This window comes from Paenibacillus sp. D9 (genome assembly GCF_001188365.1).
Lineage (GTDB): Bacteria > Bacillota > Bacilli > Paenibacillales > Paenibacillaceae > Paenibacillus_O > Paenibacillus_O humicus.
This window is the reverse complement of record NZ_JZEJ01000001.1, coordinates 3,106,249-3,124,352: the sequence shown is the minus strand read 5'-3', so window position 1 is coordinate 3,124,352 and position 18,104 is coordinate 3,106,249. Positions and strand designations below refer to the sequence as shown.

The window sequence follows — 18,104 nt, the reverse complement described above, 5'->3', positions numbered from 1 at the left end:
GCGAACTGGAAATCGACGATCTGGATCGACAACGCGCCGAGCAGGCCGAACAGCATCGTATTGCGCAGCAGCCTGTTCCGGAGGATGAAGCTCCAGCCTTCTTTCCACATTTGGCGGAACGGCAGCGGCTTGCCGCCTTCAGAAGAATCGCTGCCATTGCGGGCAGAGCCGCAGACGGCCGCAGCTTTCCCGTCAATGGCATTGATCTTGATGAACAAAAGCATGGCATAAGAGAAAAGCCGCATGCAGACATTGAATCCGATGCACCATGCGGGGGAAAGGACCGTCAAGGCCAATCCGCCCAGCAAGGGGCCGGCGATTTTGGAGCTCTGGTTCACGAGGCCGTTCAGCGAGGCTGCCTGCAGCAGCTGATCCTCCCGCACGAGGCTGCGGGTCAAGGACTGCTGGGCCGGCACATTGAGCGCGGAAACGGCGGAACGCAGCGCGAGCACCGGCAGCAGCCAGAACATGTTCGGAACGAGCAGCAGGGCGGCGGTCAGCGCAGCGGTAAGCAGATCGCACCATCGCATCAGCTGCAGCTTGTTGAGCCGGTCTGCGGCCACTCCCGCCACGGATCCCAGCACGATGCCCGGCAGCGCCAGGCTGACCGGAACAAGCGCCAGCATGAGCGGACCGGCTTCCCAGCGATAGGCGACCAGCACTTGGATGGCGAGCATATCGAACCAGTCGCCGAAGGATGCTGCTGCGTAAGCGGTGAAGGTGCGCCTGTACAGCTTGTTGCCGAGCAGGCCTCTTTGGGTGCGTTTATGATTGATCGTCGGCATTTCAATTCCCATGGTGATCTTCCCCTGTCCGTTGGCATCGGCCGTTTGTTGAGCCGAGTATACCGCCGGATTGTCAGAGAAATATCAGGAGGAGGAACGTCTTGAAGGCCGTTGCGGTTCCCGTGCCGTCATTCATCCTTCGGATGTCAGTCCGACAAGCAGTCGTCCAGCAAGGCTTCGATATTCGGCAAGAGGCCTGGAAGTCCGCAGCGGGCTTGCGCCTCCGCGAACAGCTCCGCGTATTTGCGTGTCACCTCGGGACTGCCCTTGAAGGCGGTTCTTCGGCAAAATTGGACGATGCGGTAAAGCCCGAACAGCCTGATCGGGACGAATCCGGACAGCTCCAGCACGCCAAGTCCCTCGTCGAGCAGCGCTTCGCCGGAGCGGCGCTCGTTCTTTCTCAGCCGCCACAGCCCGCTCACGATGGAGTAGCTGCCGATTTCCCTCAGATAAGGCTTGGCCGCAAGGAGCTGCTCGATGGAAGTGGAAATGGCTTGCAGCTCCCGGTCGCCCGTGCCGCTTAGGAGATGGGCGTACATCGCGGATGTGGCGGCCGGCGTTTCGAAGCTTTCATACCCGGGATCCTCCAGGATCAGGCTGCGTGTCCGCTCGATCCGCTCCAGAGCCTTGTCCGGCGCTCCGGCCAGTGTGTACAAATCCAGAATGTTGAGCATCTCGATCTCGCGGTGCTGGGCAGGAGGAAGCTTCCCGGTCTCGAGCACCCGCTCGCAATAGTCCAGGCTGGCCTTGGGCTCCCCGGCGAACAGGTGGAACAAAAGCAGCCAGTAGACCCGTTCGGAAGTTGGCAAGCCTCCTCCCTCAAGCAGCCATCGCACGTCTCCCTGGACGAAGTGAACGTAAACCGTATAGAACGGGTCCAGCTCATAACCGAGAATATCCTGCTGCCGGGCAAGCGCGAGCATCGAAGTCCCTTGGCCGTAGCGGTGATATTTGGCGAAAATATCGCGCATCTGCTCCCGCAGCTCTTCGTCGGCAGCCGAAGGGACCGCATGGATTCCCGCCGGCCGGGAACGTACGGTGAGGCAGTAGCCGTAGCTGCGCACGGTTCGAATCGCCAGGCCTTCGATTGGAGCCAGCTTTTTGCGGAGCCTGTAGATATGGTCGTCTACGGTGCGTTCGACCGGATATTCGAGAGGCCATACCCGGTCGAGCAGCTGTTCCCGGCTGAAGGCGCTTCCTTGATTGCGGTAAAGAAATCGCAGCAGGGCGTATTCCTTGGCGAACAGCTCGACCGTTACCCCGTTCGAGGATACCTTATATCCGTTTTCGCTGAATTCCAGCATCATCCCGATCCCCTTTTCTTTGCTTCGGGTCATTATAGCATTTTCGGGGGAAATCCGGCGCGGACATGGCAACAGTGCATCCGATGGGCAGAAGCAGCCGAATCACAGAAGCCGAGGAAGAATCAGGGGGCTCGCGCGGATGAGGCCGCCGCGATACAATGGGGGTACAAGGCCCGCCGCGTCAGATGGCTTCCTCAAGCCGCGATCTTGGATGAGGAAGCGCGGGCAAACCGCTGGAAGGGACGGGATCGCTATGAATGGAATTACGATGATGCGCGCGGAAGCGGGCGGATTGACGGTCGAGAGGCTGCGGCCGGAAGGAACGGCGGAAGCGATGGATATGCTCCGGGGCATCGCCGGATGGCTGAAATCCAGCGGTTCCCTGCAGTGGAACGGCTTGCTCCGAGGAGAGGACAGCCACGGCTTGGAAGAGGCGGCGGCCAGAGGAGAGGCGTTCCTGTTCCGGGCAGGCCCGAAGGCCTCGGCGGAGGAGAGTCGGCCGCTTGCCGGAATGGTCATCCTGCTTCAGCAGCCCGGCGAGTGGGACAAGGAGCTGTGGGGAGAGCAGGGCCACGAGCCCTATCTGTACCTGCACCGGCTGGCCGTCAATCGCGACTATGCCGGTCAAGGCATCGGCGCGGCCATCCTGTCCTGGGCGGAGACGGGCGCCGCTTGCGAAGGCAAGTCGGCGATACGGCTCGATTGCATCGGCAGCAACGACAAGCTCAACGCATTTTACAGCGGTTTTGGATATACGTTCATGGGCAGATCGGACAACGGCTTCTGCCTTTACCAAAAAGAAATCCGATAATGGACATGCAACCAAAAACGGACCTGATTCCCCTTGGAGAGGGGAACAGGTCCGTTTTTGGTTTGGGCACACCAGCCGGGCACACCAGCCGGCACAGCGGCGATGCCGCAGCGGCATCAAAGCATCACAGCGTATGGGATGCGCCGATGACCAGCTCGGCCTCGACGGGCTCGCCCGGCTGGACGAGCACGAGCTCCTCCTGGCGGTTAAGCTCGCCGTTCAGAGCCATCCAGGGCTCCACGCAGACGAACGGCTTGTCCTCTACGCTCCACAGGACGACGTAGCGGAAGCTGCCGCTGTAGCGCATCCGGACCGCAAGGTTTCCGGAAGGCTTGAAGGCGATCTCCGGAGCCTCCGCATCCAGCAGAGCGGCCGATTCCTTCATGCTCCCGAGATCGAGGGAGCCTTCGTACGGCTTTTCCTGTCCGTCGTTGTAATCCAGGTACCGGGTAGCATCCGTTCGATAGGAAAGGTTTTTGGCATCCGCGGCAAAGTAGGGATGGAAGCCGGGATACATCGGCATCGGAGAATCCGACAGATTACGGTATTGCTGGGAGATGGACAGCTCGCCGTTCTTGAGGGTGTACGTGAACAGCAGCTCGAACTCGAACGGGAACTGCTCCAGCGTCCGCTCGCTGCTGCGCAGGCGGAGGGTGACGGAGGCTTCCCGGTCATCGGAGATGCCGGCGATTTCCCAGGCTTCGGTGCGCGCGACTCCGTGATTGCGCATGCGGTATTTGCGTCCGTTCCACTCGTATTCTCCATTGGCCAGCTGGCCGCTGATCGGGAAGAGCACGGGATTGCCCCCGCGTATGTTCGCTTCCGGATCCAGGAACGTGGCCTCGTCGAGATAGAACAGCTCATAGCCGTTCAGCCGGCATTGCAGGGCGATGCCGCCGCGTTCCGGACAGATCAGCACGCGGGAGCGGGTTGCCGCCTCCGTCAGCTCGACCATTTCGAATTTTTCTTTGTATGTTTTGACTTCATATTGATATGACAATAGGTCTCAACTCCTATAGAAATAATTCCTTTCAAAAGACAGCATCTTCCATCATTCGTCTTTCATACGGGACCTAAAGGTCATAAATTTGAATATTGGCTCTGTTCAAAGCTTTCCAGGATAAGGTATGCTACGGATAAAGCTTATTTTTCCCATATTAATGCAGCGGCCGTTATTTGTATAGGCATCCATAAGTCCTGCCTTTTATTCCACCATTCGTCCCGATGCGGTCATACGAGGTGATCTTCAGTCCCATGCGCGCTCCTCACCGGAAGCTGCTTACGGCTGCTGCATTCATACTGCTGCCCCTGATTCTGTTCCAGGCTTTGAGATGGTCCGGAACTCTGGACATCTATTGGCATTCCCCAGTCGGACATTTTTATATCGTGACGATCGTTTCCGTCTTCTCCTTGCTGCTGGCGGGGGCGATGGGCTACACCGGGATGAAGCTGCGCAACATCGGCGTATCGTTCCTGGCGCTGGCCTACATCTCCATGACGGCGCTGATCATGCTGCACGGACTCGCCACGCCGGGATTCATCATGGAGCACAACTCCGTCCAGGGCATTTCCTCGCAGCTGGGCATCCTCATCGCCTCCGTATGGCTGGCGCTGTCCGGCGTGAACGCGGCTCGTCCGCTCGTCCTGTTCCTGGGGCGCTTCCACCGGTGGCTGGTTCCTGCCTGGACAGTCGTTCTGATGCTTTATTTCTTCTCCGCCATGAACCACCCCCATATTCTCGCGGGGTGGTCGGAGAGGGACTCCACGAGAACCGCATCGACGGCGATCGTGCTTATCCTGCTCGCCAGCGCCGCACGGAGTTATTGGAAAGGCTACAAGGCCGCCAGGATGCCGCTGCAGCTCTCCATCGTCTACAGCTGCGGCTGGCTAGGCGCGGGTCAGCTCATCATGGTTCTCGGCGAGCCGTGGCGTCTGAGCTGGTGGCTGTACCATGTGCTGCTTCTGCTGTCCTTGCTGGCTGTGGCGGCGGGCATCCTGCTCCAATATGCCAGCTCCCATTCCTTGCTGGATTCCATGAGAGCCTTGTTCCGCTCGGATCCTAAGGAATGGCTGCAGAAATGCATCTCGCCGAGCGTCCAGGCGCTCATCCAGGCGACAGAAGAGAAGGACGGCTACACGGCGGGCCATAATTACCGGGTCGCCCTGTACGCCCTGAAGCTGGCCGAGCGCATGGGGCTGGCTTCATCCGACCTCATGGCGATCGGCCAGGGCGGCATCATCCATGACGTGGGCAAGCTGCAGATTCCGCAGTCGATCCTGAACAAGCCCGATGTGCTAACCCAGGAGGAGCGGGCCGTCGTCGAGCTTCATCCCGTACACGGCTATGAGCTGTGCCGCAAGCTAGGCTTCATGCGGGAAGAGCTTGCCGTCATCCGCTCCCATCATGAACGGTGGGACGGCACCGGCTATCCGGACCGGCTGCGGGAGAAGGAGATTCCGCTGTTCGCGCGCATTACGGCTGTCGCGGACGTGTACGACGCGCTTACCTCGTCCAGGTCCTACCGCAAGGCGATGACCCATGAGCAGGCGCTCGGGATCATCTCGGCTCAGCGCGGCCGACAATTCGATCCGGCTTGCGTCGATGCCTGGCTGAGCCTGGCGGAGGAAGAGCCCGGGTTTTTCGCGGAAACGGCTACCGACATGCATGTCGTCCCGCCGCGCACCCGCACGCTGACCGTCTGAGCCGGTCCTGGATCGGCCAAGCCAGCGCCGATTTCTCGAGGTATAATGAGCATATTAGCTGGACGCCGGTTTCATCATGACCGCTGCCGGCGATTATAGAGGTTCAAGGAGGACAATGGAGATGGGATATCAAGCTCATTCCGGGCGGTACGAATCGATGAAGTACAACCGCGTCGGACGCAGCGGGCTGAAGCTGCCGGCAATATCGCTCGGACTGTGGCACAACTTCGGAGGAAACGACCGCTACGAGAACGGCAGGGAAATGGCGCGCAGGGCATTCGACCTGGGCATCACCCATTTTGATCTGGCGAACAATTACGGGCCTCCGCCTGGTTCCGCCGAAGAGAATTTCGGCCGGATGCTGAAGGATGATCTTGCGCCATACCGGGACGAGCTCGTCATCTCGACCAAGGCGGGCTATTACATGTGGGAGGGACCTTACGGCGAGTGGGGCTCGCGCAAGTACATCCTCTCCAGCCTCGACCAGAGCCTGAAGCGGATGGGCCTGGAGTATGTCGACATCTTCTATCACCATCGTCCGGATCCGGATACGCCGCTCGAAGAAACGATGTCGGCTCTGGACCATGCGGTCCGTTCCGGCAAGGCGCTCTACGCCGGCATCTCGAACTACAGCGCCGAGCAGGCCAGGGAAGCGGCGTACATCCTGAAGCAGCTCGGCACGCCGTGCCTGATCCATCAGCCGTCCTACTCCATGTTCAACCGCTGGATCGAGGACGGGCTTCAGGATGTGCTGGAGGAAGAGGGCATCGGCTCGATCGTCTTTTCCCCGCTGGCGGGCGGCATGCTGTCGGACCGCTATCTGCAGGGCATACCCGCGGATTCCCGGGCCGGCGGACCAAGCGTATTTTTGAGCGGCAGCCAGATTACCGAGGGCCGGCTGGCGCAGATCCGCGAGCTTAACGCTCTTGCCCAGGAGCGCGGCCAGTCGCTGGCGGCGATGGCGCTTGCCTGGACGCTGCGCGGCGGGCGGGTCACCTCCGCCCTCATCGGCGCAAGCCGGGTATCGCAGATCGAGGACAATGTCCGCGCGCTCGACAACCTGGAATTCAGCGGAGAAGAGCTAGAGAAGATCGAGAGCATTTTGCGCCGCGAGGGTTAAGCAGGGAATGGGTACGGGCTGACCGGACAATCATCCATAAACGCCAAGCAGGCGCAAGGGAGACACTCTCCCTTGCGCCTGCTTGTGCTGATGCCAAAATCCATTGAGAGGCCGGACGGAGTTCAAGCCTTCTGCCGGAGCAGGGCGGCCCGGACTGAGCCGCCGGCGGGCAGGGCCTAGCCTACTTCCAGATAGAGCTTCGTTCCGTCATGATATTGGAAGATCGCCACGTCGCGCGACATCTCGACGGATGCGATCTCTTTCCATCGTTTGCGAAAATCGAAGTTGAGCTCAAGCTCCCTCAGCTTGCCCGGGAGCGCCTTCAGCGCTTCCTCCTGTCCCGGGGGGTAGTAGACGGGGACAGAACGGTTTTTGAACGTGATCGGCTGCATCATATCGGACAGCACCCCCTTGTGAAATTAATCTTTCCTTCCCTTATTTTACATTAAACGCATTAAAGGAATATGAACGAAATAGGAACATTATTCAACAAGCATCGTTATAGAGCCTGTTATTCGCATGAAGGGAGGAGGGAAATGACAGGCAATGGATGATGAAGGCTGAGAATTGATGTAGAATATAGGCATACAAAGAAACTGACGGAGGCTGGCATGGCACTATCCAAAGTTTTCTTCATGAACATCAGCCTGCTTATCACAATCGCCTATTTGTTCAATCTTGGCTATAAAACCGCCTTCCAATGGCTGCGGCCCGGCATACAGGAGGCGCTGGCCTCCATCATCTTTATCGCATCCGGCTGGCTGACGATGGTATTCGGCCTTCGGGTGAACGACCATATCCTGTTCGATCTCCGTTATGTGCCGCTGATCATGGCGGTCCTGATCCTCAGCAAGCCTTGGCAGATTATGGCTATCGGAATCGGAATCGGCTTGGGCAGGCTTCTATTCGGCATCCATGCGGCCTCTCTTGCCGGCATGGGCAACATGTTCGTCCTGGGCGCCGCCGGAGCGCTGCTCGCCTTCTTCCTCGGCCGGAGCCGCTGGACCTTTTTCCGGAAGGCCGTTGTGATCATACTCGTCATCAACATGCTCAACTGCATCAATATATCCTGGCTCGGCGTGCTTCCATTGTCCGTCTATTGGAGCGAGTACGCGCCGCTGACGCTGCTGCTCTCGCTTCTCCTCAGCGCCTTCTTCGTGTACATGATCCGCGACTTCAGCCTCGATCAGCAGCGGATGGTCGATCTCAAGAATATGAACCTGATCCTGCGCAGGCAGACCAAGGAGCTGAGGGAAGCCAAGCGGGATGTGGAGGACAAGGCTCGCCAGCTGCTGCTCTCGTCGCGCTACAAGTCGGAATTTCTGGCCAACATGTCCCATGAGCTCAAGACGCCACTGAACAGCATGCTGCTGATTTCGCAGCTGATCCAGGAGAGCGGCGACGAGGCGTACGGCGAAGAGGACAAGCGTTATGCGGGCATTATAAAAGCAGCGGGAGTGGATCTGCTGCATCTTATTGACGATATTCTCGATCTGTCGAAGGTCGAAGCCGGCAAGCTGCAGCTTACCCTGGAGAACGTTCCGGCCATCGAGCTGCTGCATTCCGTCCAGGCGCAGTTCCAGCCGGTCGCCGACCGAAAAGGGCTCCCGTTCCGGGTCGAGATCGAGCCGGATTCCCCCCAGATGCTCTTGACCGACGCTCTGCGCGTCAATCAGGTGCTTCGCAATCTTCTGACAAACGCCTTTAAGTTCACCGAGACCGGCTTCGTGGAGCTCAAGGTTTCCGGTGAACGCAGGGCGCTGCTCCCGGCACCGGACGAAGAACTGTTCGGAACCCGCGCGTCCGCACGGTTGCGTAGCAGGGGGAATTCCCGGCAGCCGATGCCGGCCTTGCCCGAAGTGGACTGGATCGTGTTCGCCGTCAAGGACACCGGTATCGGAATCGACAAGGAGAAGCAGAACCTCATCTTCGAGGCCTTCCAGCAGGAAGACGGCAGCATTACCCGCCAGTACGGCGGAACCGGCCTCGGCCTCTCCATCAGCCTGCAGCTGTCCAAGCTGCTCGGAGGCATGCTCGAGCTGCAGAGCGACAAGGGAGAAGGCAGCACGTTCATCTTCCGCATGCCTGCCGACAGCAGCTTCGGCGGGGCTGGAGAGGAAGGCGATGAACCGCAGCGGATATGAGCGGCCGCCCTTCGTTCCCGCAGCGGAAGGGCTTGTTCTACTTCCTGAGCGGCATATGGGAAGCCGACAGACATGCAAAAGCGGAAAAGAGCCGTCCGGCTCTTTTCCGCTTTTGTCCGTATGGCTCCCTTTGAAAAGCCGTGCTGGAACACGCTTTGTCCGGCTGTCCGCCTATTTGACGACGAGCACCGGCACCTTGGCATGCTGGGTCACGTAATGGCTGACGCTGCCCGTGAACAGCTCCTTGAAGCCGCCTTTCCCGTGGCTTCCCACGACGATAAGATCGGAGCCGCGTTCCTCCGCCATCGATGTGATCGTCTTGCCGGGATCGCCCTCGGCAATAAGCACCTCGATCGGAGTATCCGTTACCGAGGAGATGATGGTGCGGGCTTCCGCAGCTACCGTCTCGGCTTCGAGCTTCATGGATTCCGTTGCCGCGGGCGGCGAGCCTGCGACCGTCTCGCCAACGACGATCGGCGTCAAATTATAGACATGGACGACTTCAATCAGCGCTTTGAAGGTAGAAGAAAGCTCCATCGCCGATCTCAGGGCACGGACGGACTGTTCCGAGCCGTCGTATCCAACAATGATTTTGGAATAGGGCATGTTCGATGCGCCTCCGTTCTGTTATGCTCGCTCCGGTCCGGACCCATTCCGGCATCCTTATGCAGCGCGAGTCTTACTTGTCGTTACATTACCCGCCGCTGGCATAGCGGAAACGGCGGACATAAATTCGTCACATGTGCAGCGGCAGAAACCCGTCGACAAATGCTTGACATTATTCGCGAAAATGCGTATTCTATAAAAGTCGCCGCTGACGAAAACTTGGTTTAAAACAAGGACAAGCAGACGTCGCGACAACCAAGGATTTGCTGATGTAGCTCAGCTGGTAGAGCAACGCATTCGTAATGCGTAGGTCGGGGGTTCGAATCCCTTCATCAGCACCATTTCAACTTTTCAGGATTCATTCCCTTCGCAAAAACGTTGTTTTCGACATCTGTCGGGAGCGGCGTTTTTTTATTTTTTCCGACAAAAGCTCCCGGTCGTCATGCGCCGGGAGCGGTAGCTTTTTCGAGCCATTCCAGATAGGCGAGGGCATCGTCGCGGGAATCGCCGCACATATCGGCTGCTGCATGAAGCTCTCCGCATACGGCAGGCCTGTCGGGCTTGCCGAACAGGGCGCAGCGCAGATCCGGCAGCAGCTGCACGCAGGGAACTCCGGCGGGCTTGCCGTCAGGCATGCCCGGAATCGGAGACGAGATCGAAGGGGCGATGCAGCAGGCGGCGCAGCCGCTTCGGCAGATCATAACGAGTCACCTCTTTGCATAGAATAGATTCAATCGCCCGGCAGACCGGACGCGAAGTTTGTGAAAACGCTTCACGGGGTAAGACAAGTCAACCAAGCTCCGTCTAAATGGCGGCCGCAAGGGCCATAATGTATCCATTACGGAAAACAGGGAGAGATGTCTCATGATTCGACGGGAAGGCCATTTGCTGACCGGATTGTTGAACGGACTGGCTCTGTCGCTGCCGTTTTGGGCGGCCTGCGCGGCATGGCTGGCGACCCGCTGAACGCAGTTCAAGGCGGCGGGCGGCAAGGACGGCGGAAGAATAGAAGACAGAGGCTGCGCGCAAGCGCAGCCTCTTTGCTTTGGGAATCAAAAGAGCAGTCTCCGCCGGCGGCTCTCCCGCTTATCGCCCGCTGCGGCGAATACGTCGAGCAGGAGGCTCCCTGCTTCGGCATCGCGGGAATCCCAGGCCTGAGCGAAGCGGACCACGTGGGAAACTCCTAGAATATCATATTCCGCGGCAAGATGCTGCCTTGCCGAGCCGACAATCAGCGTATGGAGGCGTACGCTCCTGCGGGCGGAGAGCCGTGCGAGACGCTCCCGCAGCGGGGGAGTTATCTCGCCGACGCCGTCGGTCAGCATGACAAAATCGGCGGCGGCAAATCCGCGGACATGCTCCACGATGTCGATGCCTCTCGCGAGGGGAGCGTCGAAGTTCGTACCGCCGCCATAAGCGAGGGAGGCCATGCCGTAGAAACGGTCCCAGTCGGGCCGCTGATGATAGAGGCGATGCTCGATGACCTCGCCCTTCGCGCCGAACAGCAGCAGCGTGAAGTCCCTGCGTTCCGCCAGCGCGAATGCGGCGAACGCGGCCGTGAACACCTGGACGAGACGAAGCTTGGACCCGCGCATGGAATGGGAAGTATCCATCATGCAGATGACCGGGCCGCGCTGGGATTCCTCGGCCTCTCCTTCCGGAGAATAGGCGAGCAGCTTGCGGTCCAGCAGCTTCATCAGGAAATAGGGCTCGAAGTCGGGATCGGCAAGCAGGCTTGCTTCTCCCGGAAGCATGCGGGCGATGTCGCCGGCGAGCTCCAGTCCTCCATAAGCTTCATGGACGCGCAGCGAGGAGGCTTTCTTGCGCATAGCTTTCAGGGAGTGCACGCTGCGGCCGACATCCTCCAGAAAAGCGAGCAGATCCTTGCGGCCCCGCAGCTGCTCGATCCAGCGGCTGTATTCCTCGAACGTCTGGCGCCGCAGGCGGCCGAGCTCGCTTCCCCAGCGCCGGTTGGCCAGCCGCTGGCTCGCCTGCATGAGTCCGAAGATGTCGCCGCTGTCCCGGCTCTCCCGCTCCAGCGAGCCCCGCAGCGACTGGCCGAGCCAATCGCCGAGCTCATCCTCGATGCGCTGCATGGCCGCCGCCTCGCGGGCGCTGACACGGGACAGACGGCGTTCCAGCTGCTGCAGCTCGGCTTCGGCCTTGGACAGCTTGGCCCTCAGCTTGTCGCGGCGCAGGAAGTCGGTTCGCATCGCCTCGCGCAGCTCATCGACCCGCTGACGCAAGGCGCGGCGCTCCTCGAGGTCCAGCGGGCGGCTGTCCTGCTCGCGCTGCTTGTCCTCTACCGTGCGCCGGCCCTGCTGGAGCCGGTAGCCGACGAGCTGCAGCTGCTCCAGCTGGCGCTCGCTGAGCCGCTCTTGCAGCTCCCCGGCAGCCTCGCTGCCTCCGGGGCCCTTGTCCTGCTCGCCGGCCGACAGGATCGGCCTTTTCTCCCGTTCCCGCCGCTTCGCCTCCTCCTCGTAGGATTCCGCCAGCCAGGACAGCGCCTTGAGCGCCGTCTTGAACGAGGCATTCACTTCGCCGATCGTCTGCGGATGGATGAGGCGGTAGAAATGCTGCCGCCGCAGGGAGGCGAGCATCCAGCGATGGAACGGATCGCCTCCGACGGGATGCTCGAATACGGGCTCCGCCAGATAGAAGCTCATGAAGAAATCGGCGAACAGCTCCAGATCGAACCATGGGGCTTGCCGTTCGGCCTCCTTCATCCATTCGCGGGCGGTCCGCGAGGAGCGGACGAACGCGTCGAACTGATAGCGGTCTACCCGGGCGCTGCGAATCAGCATCGGCCTGCCTCCTTCCGGTTGCCGTCAAAGGGTATAGTCATAGGAAACGCCGGGAATATCCTTGTCGAACAAAGTGCGGTACAACCCCTGGAGCTGCTGGAGAACCTTCTCGCCTCCGATGCGCAGATGCGTGAAGCGGACAGCGTATTCATCGGCATGCAGGATGAACACCGATTGCGACTCGATCCATGCGGGCAGCTGCTTCTCCTTCTCCTGCCAGGCGACTAGACGTCCTTGCAAGGAACGGGCGGTTTCCTCAAGCTCGCTCCTCGCCTCGTCCGTCATCGAAGCGAGCCGTTCCGCCTGCGTGCGGCCGAGGGAAGAGCCGACCTCTTTGCGGAACTGGAAGCCGCTCAGCTCTTCCTCGCGGGACAGCCATTTCTGGAGCGTATCGCGGTAGGAGGCCAGAGGCAGCTCCTTGTCCATTTCCTTGGCCAGCAGCTCCTGCCAGACGCCGGCAAAAATGCCGCGCAGCTCCTCGAGGTCCTCGGGGAAGTCCCAGAGCAGATGCGGAGTCAGCACCGTATCCCAGACGCTGACGGCATCGCGGCCATGGATAGCGGCGCTTACCTGCCAAGTGCGGCCGATCCGGCGCCAGCGGCGGTCCGATAGGATGTATTCCTTTTCTTCCATCAGCGTCTTGAGCCGGAACAGCATGACGAGCACCGGCTCAGGCAGGGCGACCCCGGAGGCGGAGTCCTGGATGCGCCGGACATCGCCGGCATCGAGCAGGGCGGGCGGGGGCGTATCCGGCCCCTGGAACATCCGCTCGAAGCTGGCGATCTGCTGGAGATAGCGGGTTTCGTAGCGGAAGAGGAAGCGGTCGTAGAGGGCGGCGAGCCCTTCCTGCTCCTCCGGCAGCTCGTTGGACGCAGCTATGAGCGAGAGCAGAGGCACTTCCTTGGCTTCCGCCCCATTGTAGAAGATCCGCTCGTTCAGAATCGAGAGCAGCGAGTTCAGGATGGCGCTGCTCGCCTTGAAGATCTCATCGAGGAAGGCGAAGCGGGCCTCGGGCAAATAACCCTGCGTCTGGCGGACGTAGCGGTCCTGCTTGAGCTGCTGCAGGGAGACGGGGCCGAACAGCTCGTCGGGCGTCGTGAACCGGGTCAGCAAATAATCGAAGCTGCGGCTGCTGCCGAACAGGGCGGCAGCGCTCCGGGCGAGCTGGGACTTGGCCGAGCCTGGAGGCCCGACCAGCATCAGATGTTCGCCGCTCATCAGCGCCAGCAGGAGAACGCGGATCAGCTCCTCCCGTTCCTGGAAGCGGTTCTCCAGATGGGCGGCGGCTTCGCGAAGCTTATTGGGTAGGTTATGGCTCATGGCGAATGCAGCCCTCTTGCCGGAGCAGCGCCGGCGGGTCTGCTCGATCCCCCTTGTTCTTGTTCGGATGCCGCGGTAGCGGTCTTCTTATTGTACCAGAGCGGCCCGGCCGAATACGAATCGATGCGGCGATCAAAGCGTTCCTGAAGCGTATCGGGAAGGATCTTATTTGTGCTAAGCTGGAACCGAAGCTGCGAAAGAAAGGGGACGGACTCATGCGGATTGGACTCGTATCGGATACGCATCTTGGCGCTTCGGCATCCAAGCTTCCGGATGCGCTTGTGGAAGGGCTGCGCGGAGTGGACTATATCCTGCATGCCGGAGATTGGACGCATCCCCGCGTCGCCGGCCTGCTGGAGGACATCGCGCCGGTAGACGGAGTCGCGGGCAACAATGACGGCCCCGAGCTCGTGCGCCGCTACGGCAGGCGCAAGCTGATCGAGCTCGCAGGCTGCCGGATCGGCATCGTGCACGGCGACCTGGGCCAAGGCCGATGGACGGAGCAGAAGGCGCGGTCGAATTTTCCTGACGACGGGGTCGGCCTGATTCTGTTCGGCCACTCCCATGCCCCTTACAGCAAGCGGGAGGGAGACCTGCTCCTGTTCAACCCCGGATCTCCGGTCCAGAAGAGGCGCCAGCCCCGCTATTCTTACGGAATTCTTGAACTATCGGGCGGGCGGATGCACGCCGAGCATCGTTATTACGACGACCGAAGCTGACCGGAGCGGACCGGAGCTGACCGGAGCGGACCGGAGCCGAGTGGAATTCACCGGAGCAGACCGGAGCGGAAGGCACTAGCCCGAGGGCGGCTGCATATCCTGTGGTAGCAACCTATGGACCAGGGAGGGCCTTCCACGATGATTATTCCCAATTTTCCAAGCGATCTGCTTGAAGAACACCGCCGGTGGCATCATGCCAACCATGTCATGGACAACGACAATCCTCCGATTGGATGGGGAGACAAGTTCCTGAGCTTCCACCGGCAATATATCCGCAAGGTGCTCGACTGGTACCGCGGCCAAGGGCTCGACATGTCGCTGGTGGCTCCGTGGAGCGAAGTTCCGCAAGGCATCCGCATGTCCTCCTGTTACGACGGGAACGGCGAGATGCGCGTCCGTTACCAGCCGCAATCCTTTGCGACGTCGGACGATCTGGGCCGCTTTATCGAGCATATCCACGCCTGCATCCACGATGCCGGCTCCGAGGTGCTGGGCGAGCCTATCCTGCGGGATCTGGACATTGCCCCTCGCTCGACCTACTTCTACCAGATCCACGGACTGATCGACAACTGGTACTCCAACTGGCAGCGGAGCCAGGGTGCGGGCGGATTACCGGGAGGCCTATCGCCGCAGCCCGGCTTCATGCCAGGAATGCAAGGTATGGGAACAATGCCTGGAATGCCCGGAATGCAAGGTATGGGGACAATGCCTGGAATGCCCGGAATGCCTGGAATGCCTGGAATGCCCGGCTTGAGCGGCTTCGGAGGCGGAGTGCCCGGGCCGGGAGCCCCGGGACCGATTCCCGGCCTGCTGAGCAGCGTCGTTCCGGCGGGAAATGTCCGCAAGAAAGCTTCCAGACGCGGAAGCGCCCGCAAAGCGGGTGCAGGATCCGCCCGGAAGGCGGCTGCAGGATCCGCCCGCAAAGCGGCTGCGGGATCCGCCCGGAAGGCGGCTGCACCTGCCGCCCGCAAAGCCGCCAAAGCCCTGAAAACCGCCAGGGCTGCAAAAAGCCGCCAGGTCTAACAAAGCCGCCAAAGCCCTGAACGGCGTCGCATTGCCCAAAAAGCCTTGCCGGCTCCCGATGGAGAAGGCAAGGCTTTTTGGTTCAAGGAAGCTCGCTGAGACGCCTGAACAGCGAGGCGTAGTAACCGGCCGGACGAGGAACAAAGTCCTCCGAGCGGATTTTCCGGGTGACCGGCACAAGCCCGGTTTCGGATAGGGCCGTATCCGCCCCCGAGCCTGCGAGCTCCGGCCATTCGGCTCCCTGAACGGATAGCGCCTCCAGCCTGCCTTCGAACAAGCCGATCAGTCCCTCGGCCGGCGCCTCGTAAATGCCGGCCACCTCCTCATGCTGGAGCCGGTGCTCCAGAAGGGGGAGGGAGCAGCGGAGGGCGAACTCCTCCGAGCGCTCGTGGTCCACGAAAGGGACGCCTCCCGCTATTCCCTCCGACCTTTCAATCGAATAGCCGAGCGGCAGCAGGTCCTCAAAGGCGGCGGAGATTCCAAGCTCCTCCTCAAGCTCGCGGACGGCATCGCGGATATCTTCCCCTGCGGACAGATGGCCGGCGGCCGTAATATCGTACAAGCCGGGATAGGTATCCTTGCTTTCCCGCCGCTTCTGAAAGCGGATGAGGGCGCCTTCGCCGGAGCCGCGGACGAGCCAGCAATGGAAGGAGCGGTGGCGCAGGCCGAGCCGGTGCGTTTCGGCGCGGGTGGCTGTTCCGATGCGGGTCCAGCTGTCATCGAAAATATCGAACAGTTCTTTTTTCATGGGCGGATTCCTTTCATCTGCTGCTGCGGTGAACGGATGGAACGGCATCGTCAAAAAGACGATTCTTCATTCCAAAAGGATTTTTCGCGGGTACGTCGAATTTCAAGGCAAAATCCATTTTTTTGCAGCCCATTTCTTATACAGAACGGGATGATTTCGACGATGCAGCTTGACCATGCCTTCTACATGTCCTTAGCTTATACGATCATCGTCTTCTCCGCCTATACGATGTTCAGCATGGTTGGTAATTTGAACAGCCGCCGCCCGTTCCGCCATTACTGGTTTCTCGGCTCTTCAGCCGTATTCGCCCTCGGCGTATGGTCCATGCATTTCGTCGCCATGCTGGCTTCCAATTACCTGGTATCGATTACGGCGGAATCCTTCCTGGCGTTGTTCCTGCTGGGAGGAGCGGCTTATTCCGCCTTTCTGCTGCTTGGAGAAGGGGGGACAAGCAAGCTCCGGCTGGGGGCTTCTTCCCTGATTATCGCCTCTTCTGTCGCTTTCATGCACTACATGTGCGTCTTGATGCACCATGTCCGGCTTTTCGACTTGAATCCATCGCTGCTGGCCGCCGGTTTGGCTGTCTTGCTGGCCGGTACCTACTCTTCCTTGCAAGTCTATATGAAACATGGGGGAAAACGCCGTTTTCCGGCCAGCTTCGTCTTCGGAACCGGGGCGATCGCCTTCCATCTGCTCGCCCTCGAGTCCCTCTCCTACGGCCGGGGCTCGTCGGAGCAGCCGACCGCCAGGATCGACCAGTACCTGATGTTCATGGGGCTGCTGCTTGCCCTTGCAACTGTCATCATCTTCAGCTTCAGCATCGTCGCCTGGGTTGCAGACCGCCGCTACGGATTGATCAATGAACGCTACAAGCTGCTGGTGGAGAATTCCATCGATATGATTGCCGTCATCAGCGAAGGCAAGTGGGAATTCGTGAACCGTTCCGGACTGAGGATGTTCGAGGCGGCGGATGAATCCGACATGGTCGGCAAGTCGGTCTACCGGTTCCTGTGTCCGGACTGCCACGAGCGTCTGCGCAGCCATCTGGCCCGCCATCCGCGCGGAGGCAAGCCTTCAAGCAGGCCGTCTCCCCAGGCTCCCGCGGTCGCGATCGAGCTGGACTGGTTCACATTGGGAGGCCGGCCGATCAGCACGGAGCTGATCCATTCGGAATCGACCTTCTCCGGCCAGCCGGTGGCGATCGTCATCATCCGCGACATATCCGAACGGAAGAAAAACGAAGAGCTGCTGATCAACTCCGAGAAGCTCTATGTGGCCGGTCAGCTCGCAGCCGGAATCGCGCATGAGATCCGCAATCCGCTCACCTCGCTGAAAGGCTTTCTGCAGCTGATCGCCAGCGGCCGCACTTCCGGCAGCCCCTACTTCGACATCATGAAATCCGAGCTCAACCGGATCGAGAATATCGTCAGCGAGCTGCTGATGCTGTCCAAACCCCAAGTATATGAGATGGATTATACCGACGTGCGCGAAACCATGCTCGACACCGTGCTGCTTCTGGAGTCTCAAGCTTCCCTGTACGGCATCGAGATCGAGGCCGTATACGGATCCGAGCCGCTCTGGATTTACGGCGTCGAGCCCCAGGTGAAGCAAGTGTTCATCAACGTGCTCAAAAATGCGATCGAGGTCATGGTCGAGGGAGGCAAGATCATCATCTCCACCGAGCTCAGGGAGGAAGAGGTGCTCGTCACCGTCAAGGACGAGGGACCCGGCATCGACGAGGAGCAGCTGTACAAGATGGGGCAGCCCTTTTATACGACCAAGGATAAGGGGACGGGGCTTGGCCTGATGGTTTCCTACAAGATCGTGGACAACCACAAGGGAAGGATCCGGGTGGCGAGCGAGCTGGGAGAAGGGACCTCGTTCCAGATCTATCTGCCCTACTGCGCGGACGCGAGAAGAAGCTCGCTGGGCAGCCTGGGCTCGTGACGGCGGGGCGGAGGAGCGAGGAGCAGGACCTGCCGATAGGAGCGCAGATCGGGATTCATGCCCGGTCCGC

16 protein-coding genes and 1 tRNA gene are annotated in these 18,104 nt (G+C 60.3%); 8 read left to right on the top strand and 9 right to left on the bottom strand.

Annotated elements, in window-relative coordinates:
- Both VE23_RS27375 and VE23_RS14190 read right to left on the bottom strand, forming a co-directional pair.
- Positions 1-797, bottom strand: a 797-nt coding sequence (locus VE23_RS27375) for an MFS transporter (protein ID WP_232316943.1), incomplete at its 3' end; no start/stop codon positions are given.
- A gap of 134 nt (positions 798-931) precedes the next feature.
- A complete protein-coding gene (locus tag VE23_RS14190; RefSeq protein ID WP_049868326.1) occupies positions 932-2,092 on the bottom strand; it encodes a winged helix-turn-helix domain-containing protein in 1,161 nt (386 codons plus the stop codon).
- A 250-nt stretch (positions 2,093-2,342) separates the two neighbouring features.
- Between VE23_RS14190 and VE23_RS14185 the strand changes: the two genes are divergently transcribed.
- Positions 2,343-2,900 (top strand): GNAT family N-acetyltransferase, encoded by a 558-nt coding sequence (locus VE23_RS14185; protein WP_049868325.1) that lies wholly within the window; start codon positions 2,343-2,345, stop codon positions 2,898-2,900.
- Between the two features lie 124 nt (positions 2,901-3,024).
- Here VE23_RS14185 and VE23_RS14180 read toward each other — a convergent pair whose 3' ends face one another.
- Positions 3,025-3,900 (bottom strand): aldose epimerase family protein, encoded by an 876-nt coding sequence (locus tag VE23_RS14180; protein WP_232316941.1) that lies wholly within the window; start codon positions 3,898-3,900, stop codon positions 3,025-3,027.
- A gap of 254 nt (positions 3,901-4,154) precedes the next feature.
- Between VE23_RS14180 and VE23_RS14175 the strand changes: the two genes are divergently transcribed.
- Together VE23_RS14175 and mgrA are read left to right on the top strand one after the other, a co-directional pair.
- A complete protein-coding gene (locus VE23_RS14175) occupies positions 4,155-5,603 on the top strand; it encodes an HD-GYP domain-containing protein (protein ID WP_048746498.1) in 1,449 nt (482 codons plus the stop codon).
- A gap of 121 nt (positions 5,604-5,724) precedes the next feature.
- A complete protein-coding gene (gene mgrA / locus VE23_RS14170) occupies positions 5,725-6,723 on the top strand; it encodes an L-glyceraldehyde 3-phosphate reductase (protein WP_048746501.1) in 999 nt (332 codons plus the stop codon).
- 176 nt (positions 6,724-6,899) lie between these two features.
- On the opposite strand, the gene VE23_RS14165 is transcribed toward mgrA, so the two are convergent.
- The gene (locus VE23_RS14165) at positions 6,900-7,118 is read right to left on the bottom strand and encodes a hypothetical protein (protein ID WP_048746503.1); all 219 of its coding nucleotides are present in this window, start codon (positions 7,116-7,118) and stop codon (positions 6,900-6,902) included.
- Between the two features lie 216 nt (positions 7,119-7,334).
- On the opposite strand from VE23_RS14165, the gene VE23_RS14160 reads away from it, so the two are divergent.
- Positions 7,335-8,867, top strand: a complete 1,533-nt coding sequence (locus VE23_RS14160; protein WP_069202475.1) for a sensor histidine kinase — start codon at positions 7,335-7,337, stop codon at positions 8,865-8,867.
- A 171-nt stretch (positions 8,868-9,038) separates the two neighbouring features.
- On the opposite strand, the gene VE23_RS14155 is transcribed toward VE23_RS14160, so the two are convergent.
- Positions 9,039-9,473, bottom strand: a complete 435-nt coding sequence (locus VE23_RS14155) for a universal stress protein (protein ID WP_021879319.1) — start codon at positions 9,471-9,473, stop codon at positions 9,039-9,041.
- A gap of 265 nt (positions 9,474-9,738) precedes the next feature.
- Here VE23_RS14155 and VE23_RS14150 point away from each other — a divergent pair.
- A tRNA-Thr gene (locus VE23_RS14150) sits at positions 9,739-9,814 on the top strand.
- A gap of 99 nt (positions 9,815-9,913) precedes the next feature.
- Here the strand turns inward: VE23_RS14150 and VE23_RS14145 are convergent.
- The 3 genes from VE23_RS14145 to VE23_RS14135 form a co-directional block, all read right to left on the bottom strand.
- The gene (locus VE23_RS14145; RefSeq protein ID WP_021879320.1) at positions 9,914-10,174 is read right to left on the bottom strand and encodes a zinc/iron-chelating domain-containing protein; all 261 of its coding nucleotides are present in this window, start codon (positions 10,172-10,174) and stop codon (positions 9,914-9,916) included.
- A gap of 351 nt (positions 10,175-10,525) precedes the next feature.
- Entirely contained in the window at positions 10,526-12,277 is a 1,752-nt protein-coding gene (locus VE23_RS14140; RefSeq protein WP_021879321.1) for a vWA domain-containing protein, read from the bottom strand.
- 24 nt (positions 12,278-12,301) lie between these two features.
- Positions 12,302-13,597, bottom strand: a complete 1,296-nt coding sequence (locus VE23_RS14135; protein WP_048746508.1) for an AAA family ATPase — start codon at positions 13,595-13,597, stop codon at positions 12,302-12,304.
- Between the two features lie 215 nt (positions 13,598-13,812).
- Between VE23_RS14135 and VE23_RS14130 the strand changes: the two genes are divergently transcribed.
- Positions 13,813-14,316: a metallophosphoesterase family protein gene (locus tag VE23_RS14130; protein WP_049868323.1), complete on the top strand. Its 504-nt coding sequence runs from the start codon at positions 13,813-13,815 to the stop codon at positions 14,314-14,316.
- A 138-nt stretch (positions 14,317-14,454) separates the two neighbouring features.
- On the top strand, positions 14,455-15,339 hold the full coding sequence (locus VE23_RS14125) for a hypothetical protein (RefSeq protein ID WP_049868322.1): 885 nt from the start codon (positions 14,455-14,457) through the stop codon (positions 15,337-15,339).
- A gap of 82 nt (positions 15,340-15,421) precedes the next feature.
- Here the strand turns inward: VE23_RS14125 and VE23_RS14120 are convergent, their stop codons facing one another.
- Entirely contained in the window at positions 15,422-16,087 is a 666-nt protein-coding gene (locus tag VE23_RS14120; protein ID WP_049868321.1) for an NUDIX hydrolase, read from the bottom strand.
- Positions 16,088-16,249: 162 nt separating this feature from the next.
- Between VE23_RS14120 and VE23_RS14115 the strand changes: the two genes are divergently transcribed.
- Positions 16,250-18,034 carry an ATP-binding protein gene (locus tag VE23_RS14115; RefSeq protein WP_049868320.1) on the top strand — a complete coding sequence of 595 codons (1,785 nt, stop codon included), beginning with the start codon at positions 16,250-16,252 and terminating at the stop codon, positions 18,032-18,034.
- Positions 18,035-18,104: the final 70 nt, after the last annotated feature.

Coding starts and splice junctions, on each gene's coding strand:
- VE23_RS14190 (WP_049868326.1), bottom strand. CDS start 2,092: ATGATGCTGGAATTCAGCGAAAACGGATATAAGGTATCCTCGAACGGG.
- VE23_RS14185 (WP_049868325.1), top strand. CDS start 2,343: ATGAATGGAATTACGATGATGCGCGCGGAAGCGGGCGGATTGACGGTC.
- VE23_RS14175 (WP_048746498.1), top strand. CDS start 4,155: ATGCGCGCTCCTCACCGGAAGCTGCTTACGGCTGCTGCATTCATACTG.
- mgrA (WP_048746501.1), top strand. CDS start 5,725: ATGGGATATCAAGCTCATTCCGGGCGGTACGAATCGATGAAGTACAAC.
- VE23_RS14165 (WP_048746503.1), bottom strand. CDS start 7,118: ATGATGCAGCCGATCACGTTCAAAAACCGTTCTGTCCCCGTCTACTAC.
- VE23_RS14160 (WP_069202475.1), top strand. CDS start 7,335: ATGGCACTATCCAAAGTTTTCTTCATGAACATCAGCCTGCTTATCACA.
- VE23_RS14155 (WP_021879319.1), bottom strand. CDS start 9,473: ATGCCCTATTCCAAAATCATTGTTGGATACGACGGCTCGGAACAGTCC.
- VE23_RS14145 (WP_021879320.1), bottom strand. CDS start 10,174: ATGATCTGCCGAAGCGGCTGCGCCGCCTGCTGCATCGCCCCTTCGATC.
- VE23_RS14140 (WP_021879321.1), bottom strand. CDS start 12,277: ATGCTGATTCGCAGCGCCCGGGTAGACCGCTATCAGTTCGACGCGTTC.
- VE23_RS14135 (WP_048746508.1), bottom strand. CDS start 13,597: ATGAGCCATAACCTACCCAATAAGCTTCGCGAAGCCGCCGCCCATCTG.
- VE23_RS14130 (WP_049868323.1), top strand. CDS start 13,813: ATGCGGATTGGACTCGTATCGGATACGCATCTTGGCGCTTCGGCATCC.
- VE23_RS14125 (WP_049868322.1), top strand. CDS start 14,455: ATGATTATTCCCAATTTTCCAAGCGATCTGCTTGAAGAACACCGCCGG.
- VE23_RS14120 (WP_049868321.1), bottom strand. CDS start 16,087: ATGAAAAAAGAACTGTTCGATATTTTCGATGACAGCTGGACCCGCATC.
- VE23_RS14115 (WP_049868320.1), top strand. CDS start 16,250: ATGCAGCTTGACCATGCCTTCTACATGTCCTTAGCTTATACGATCATC.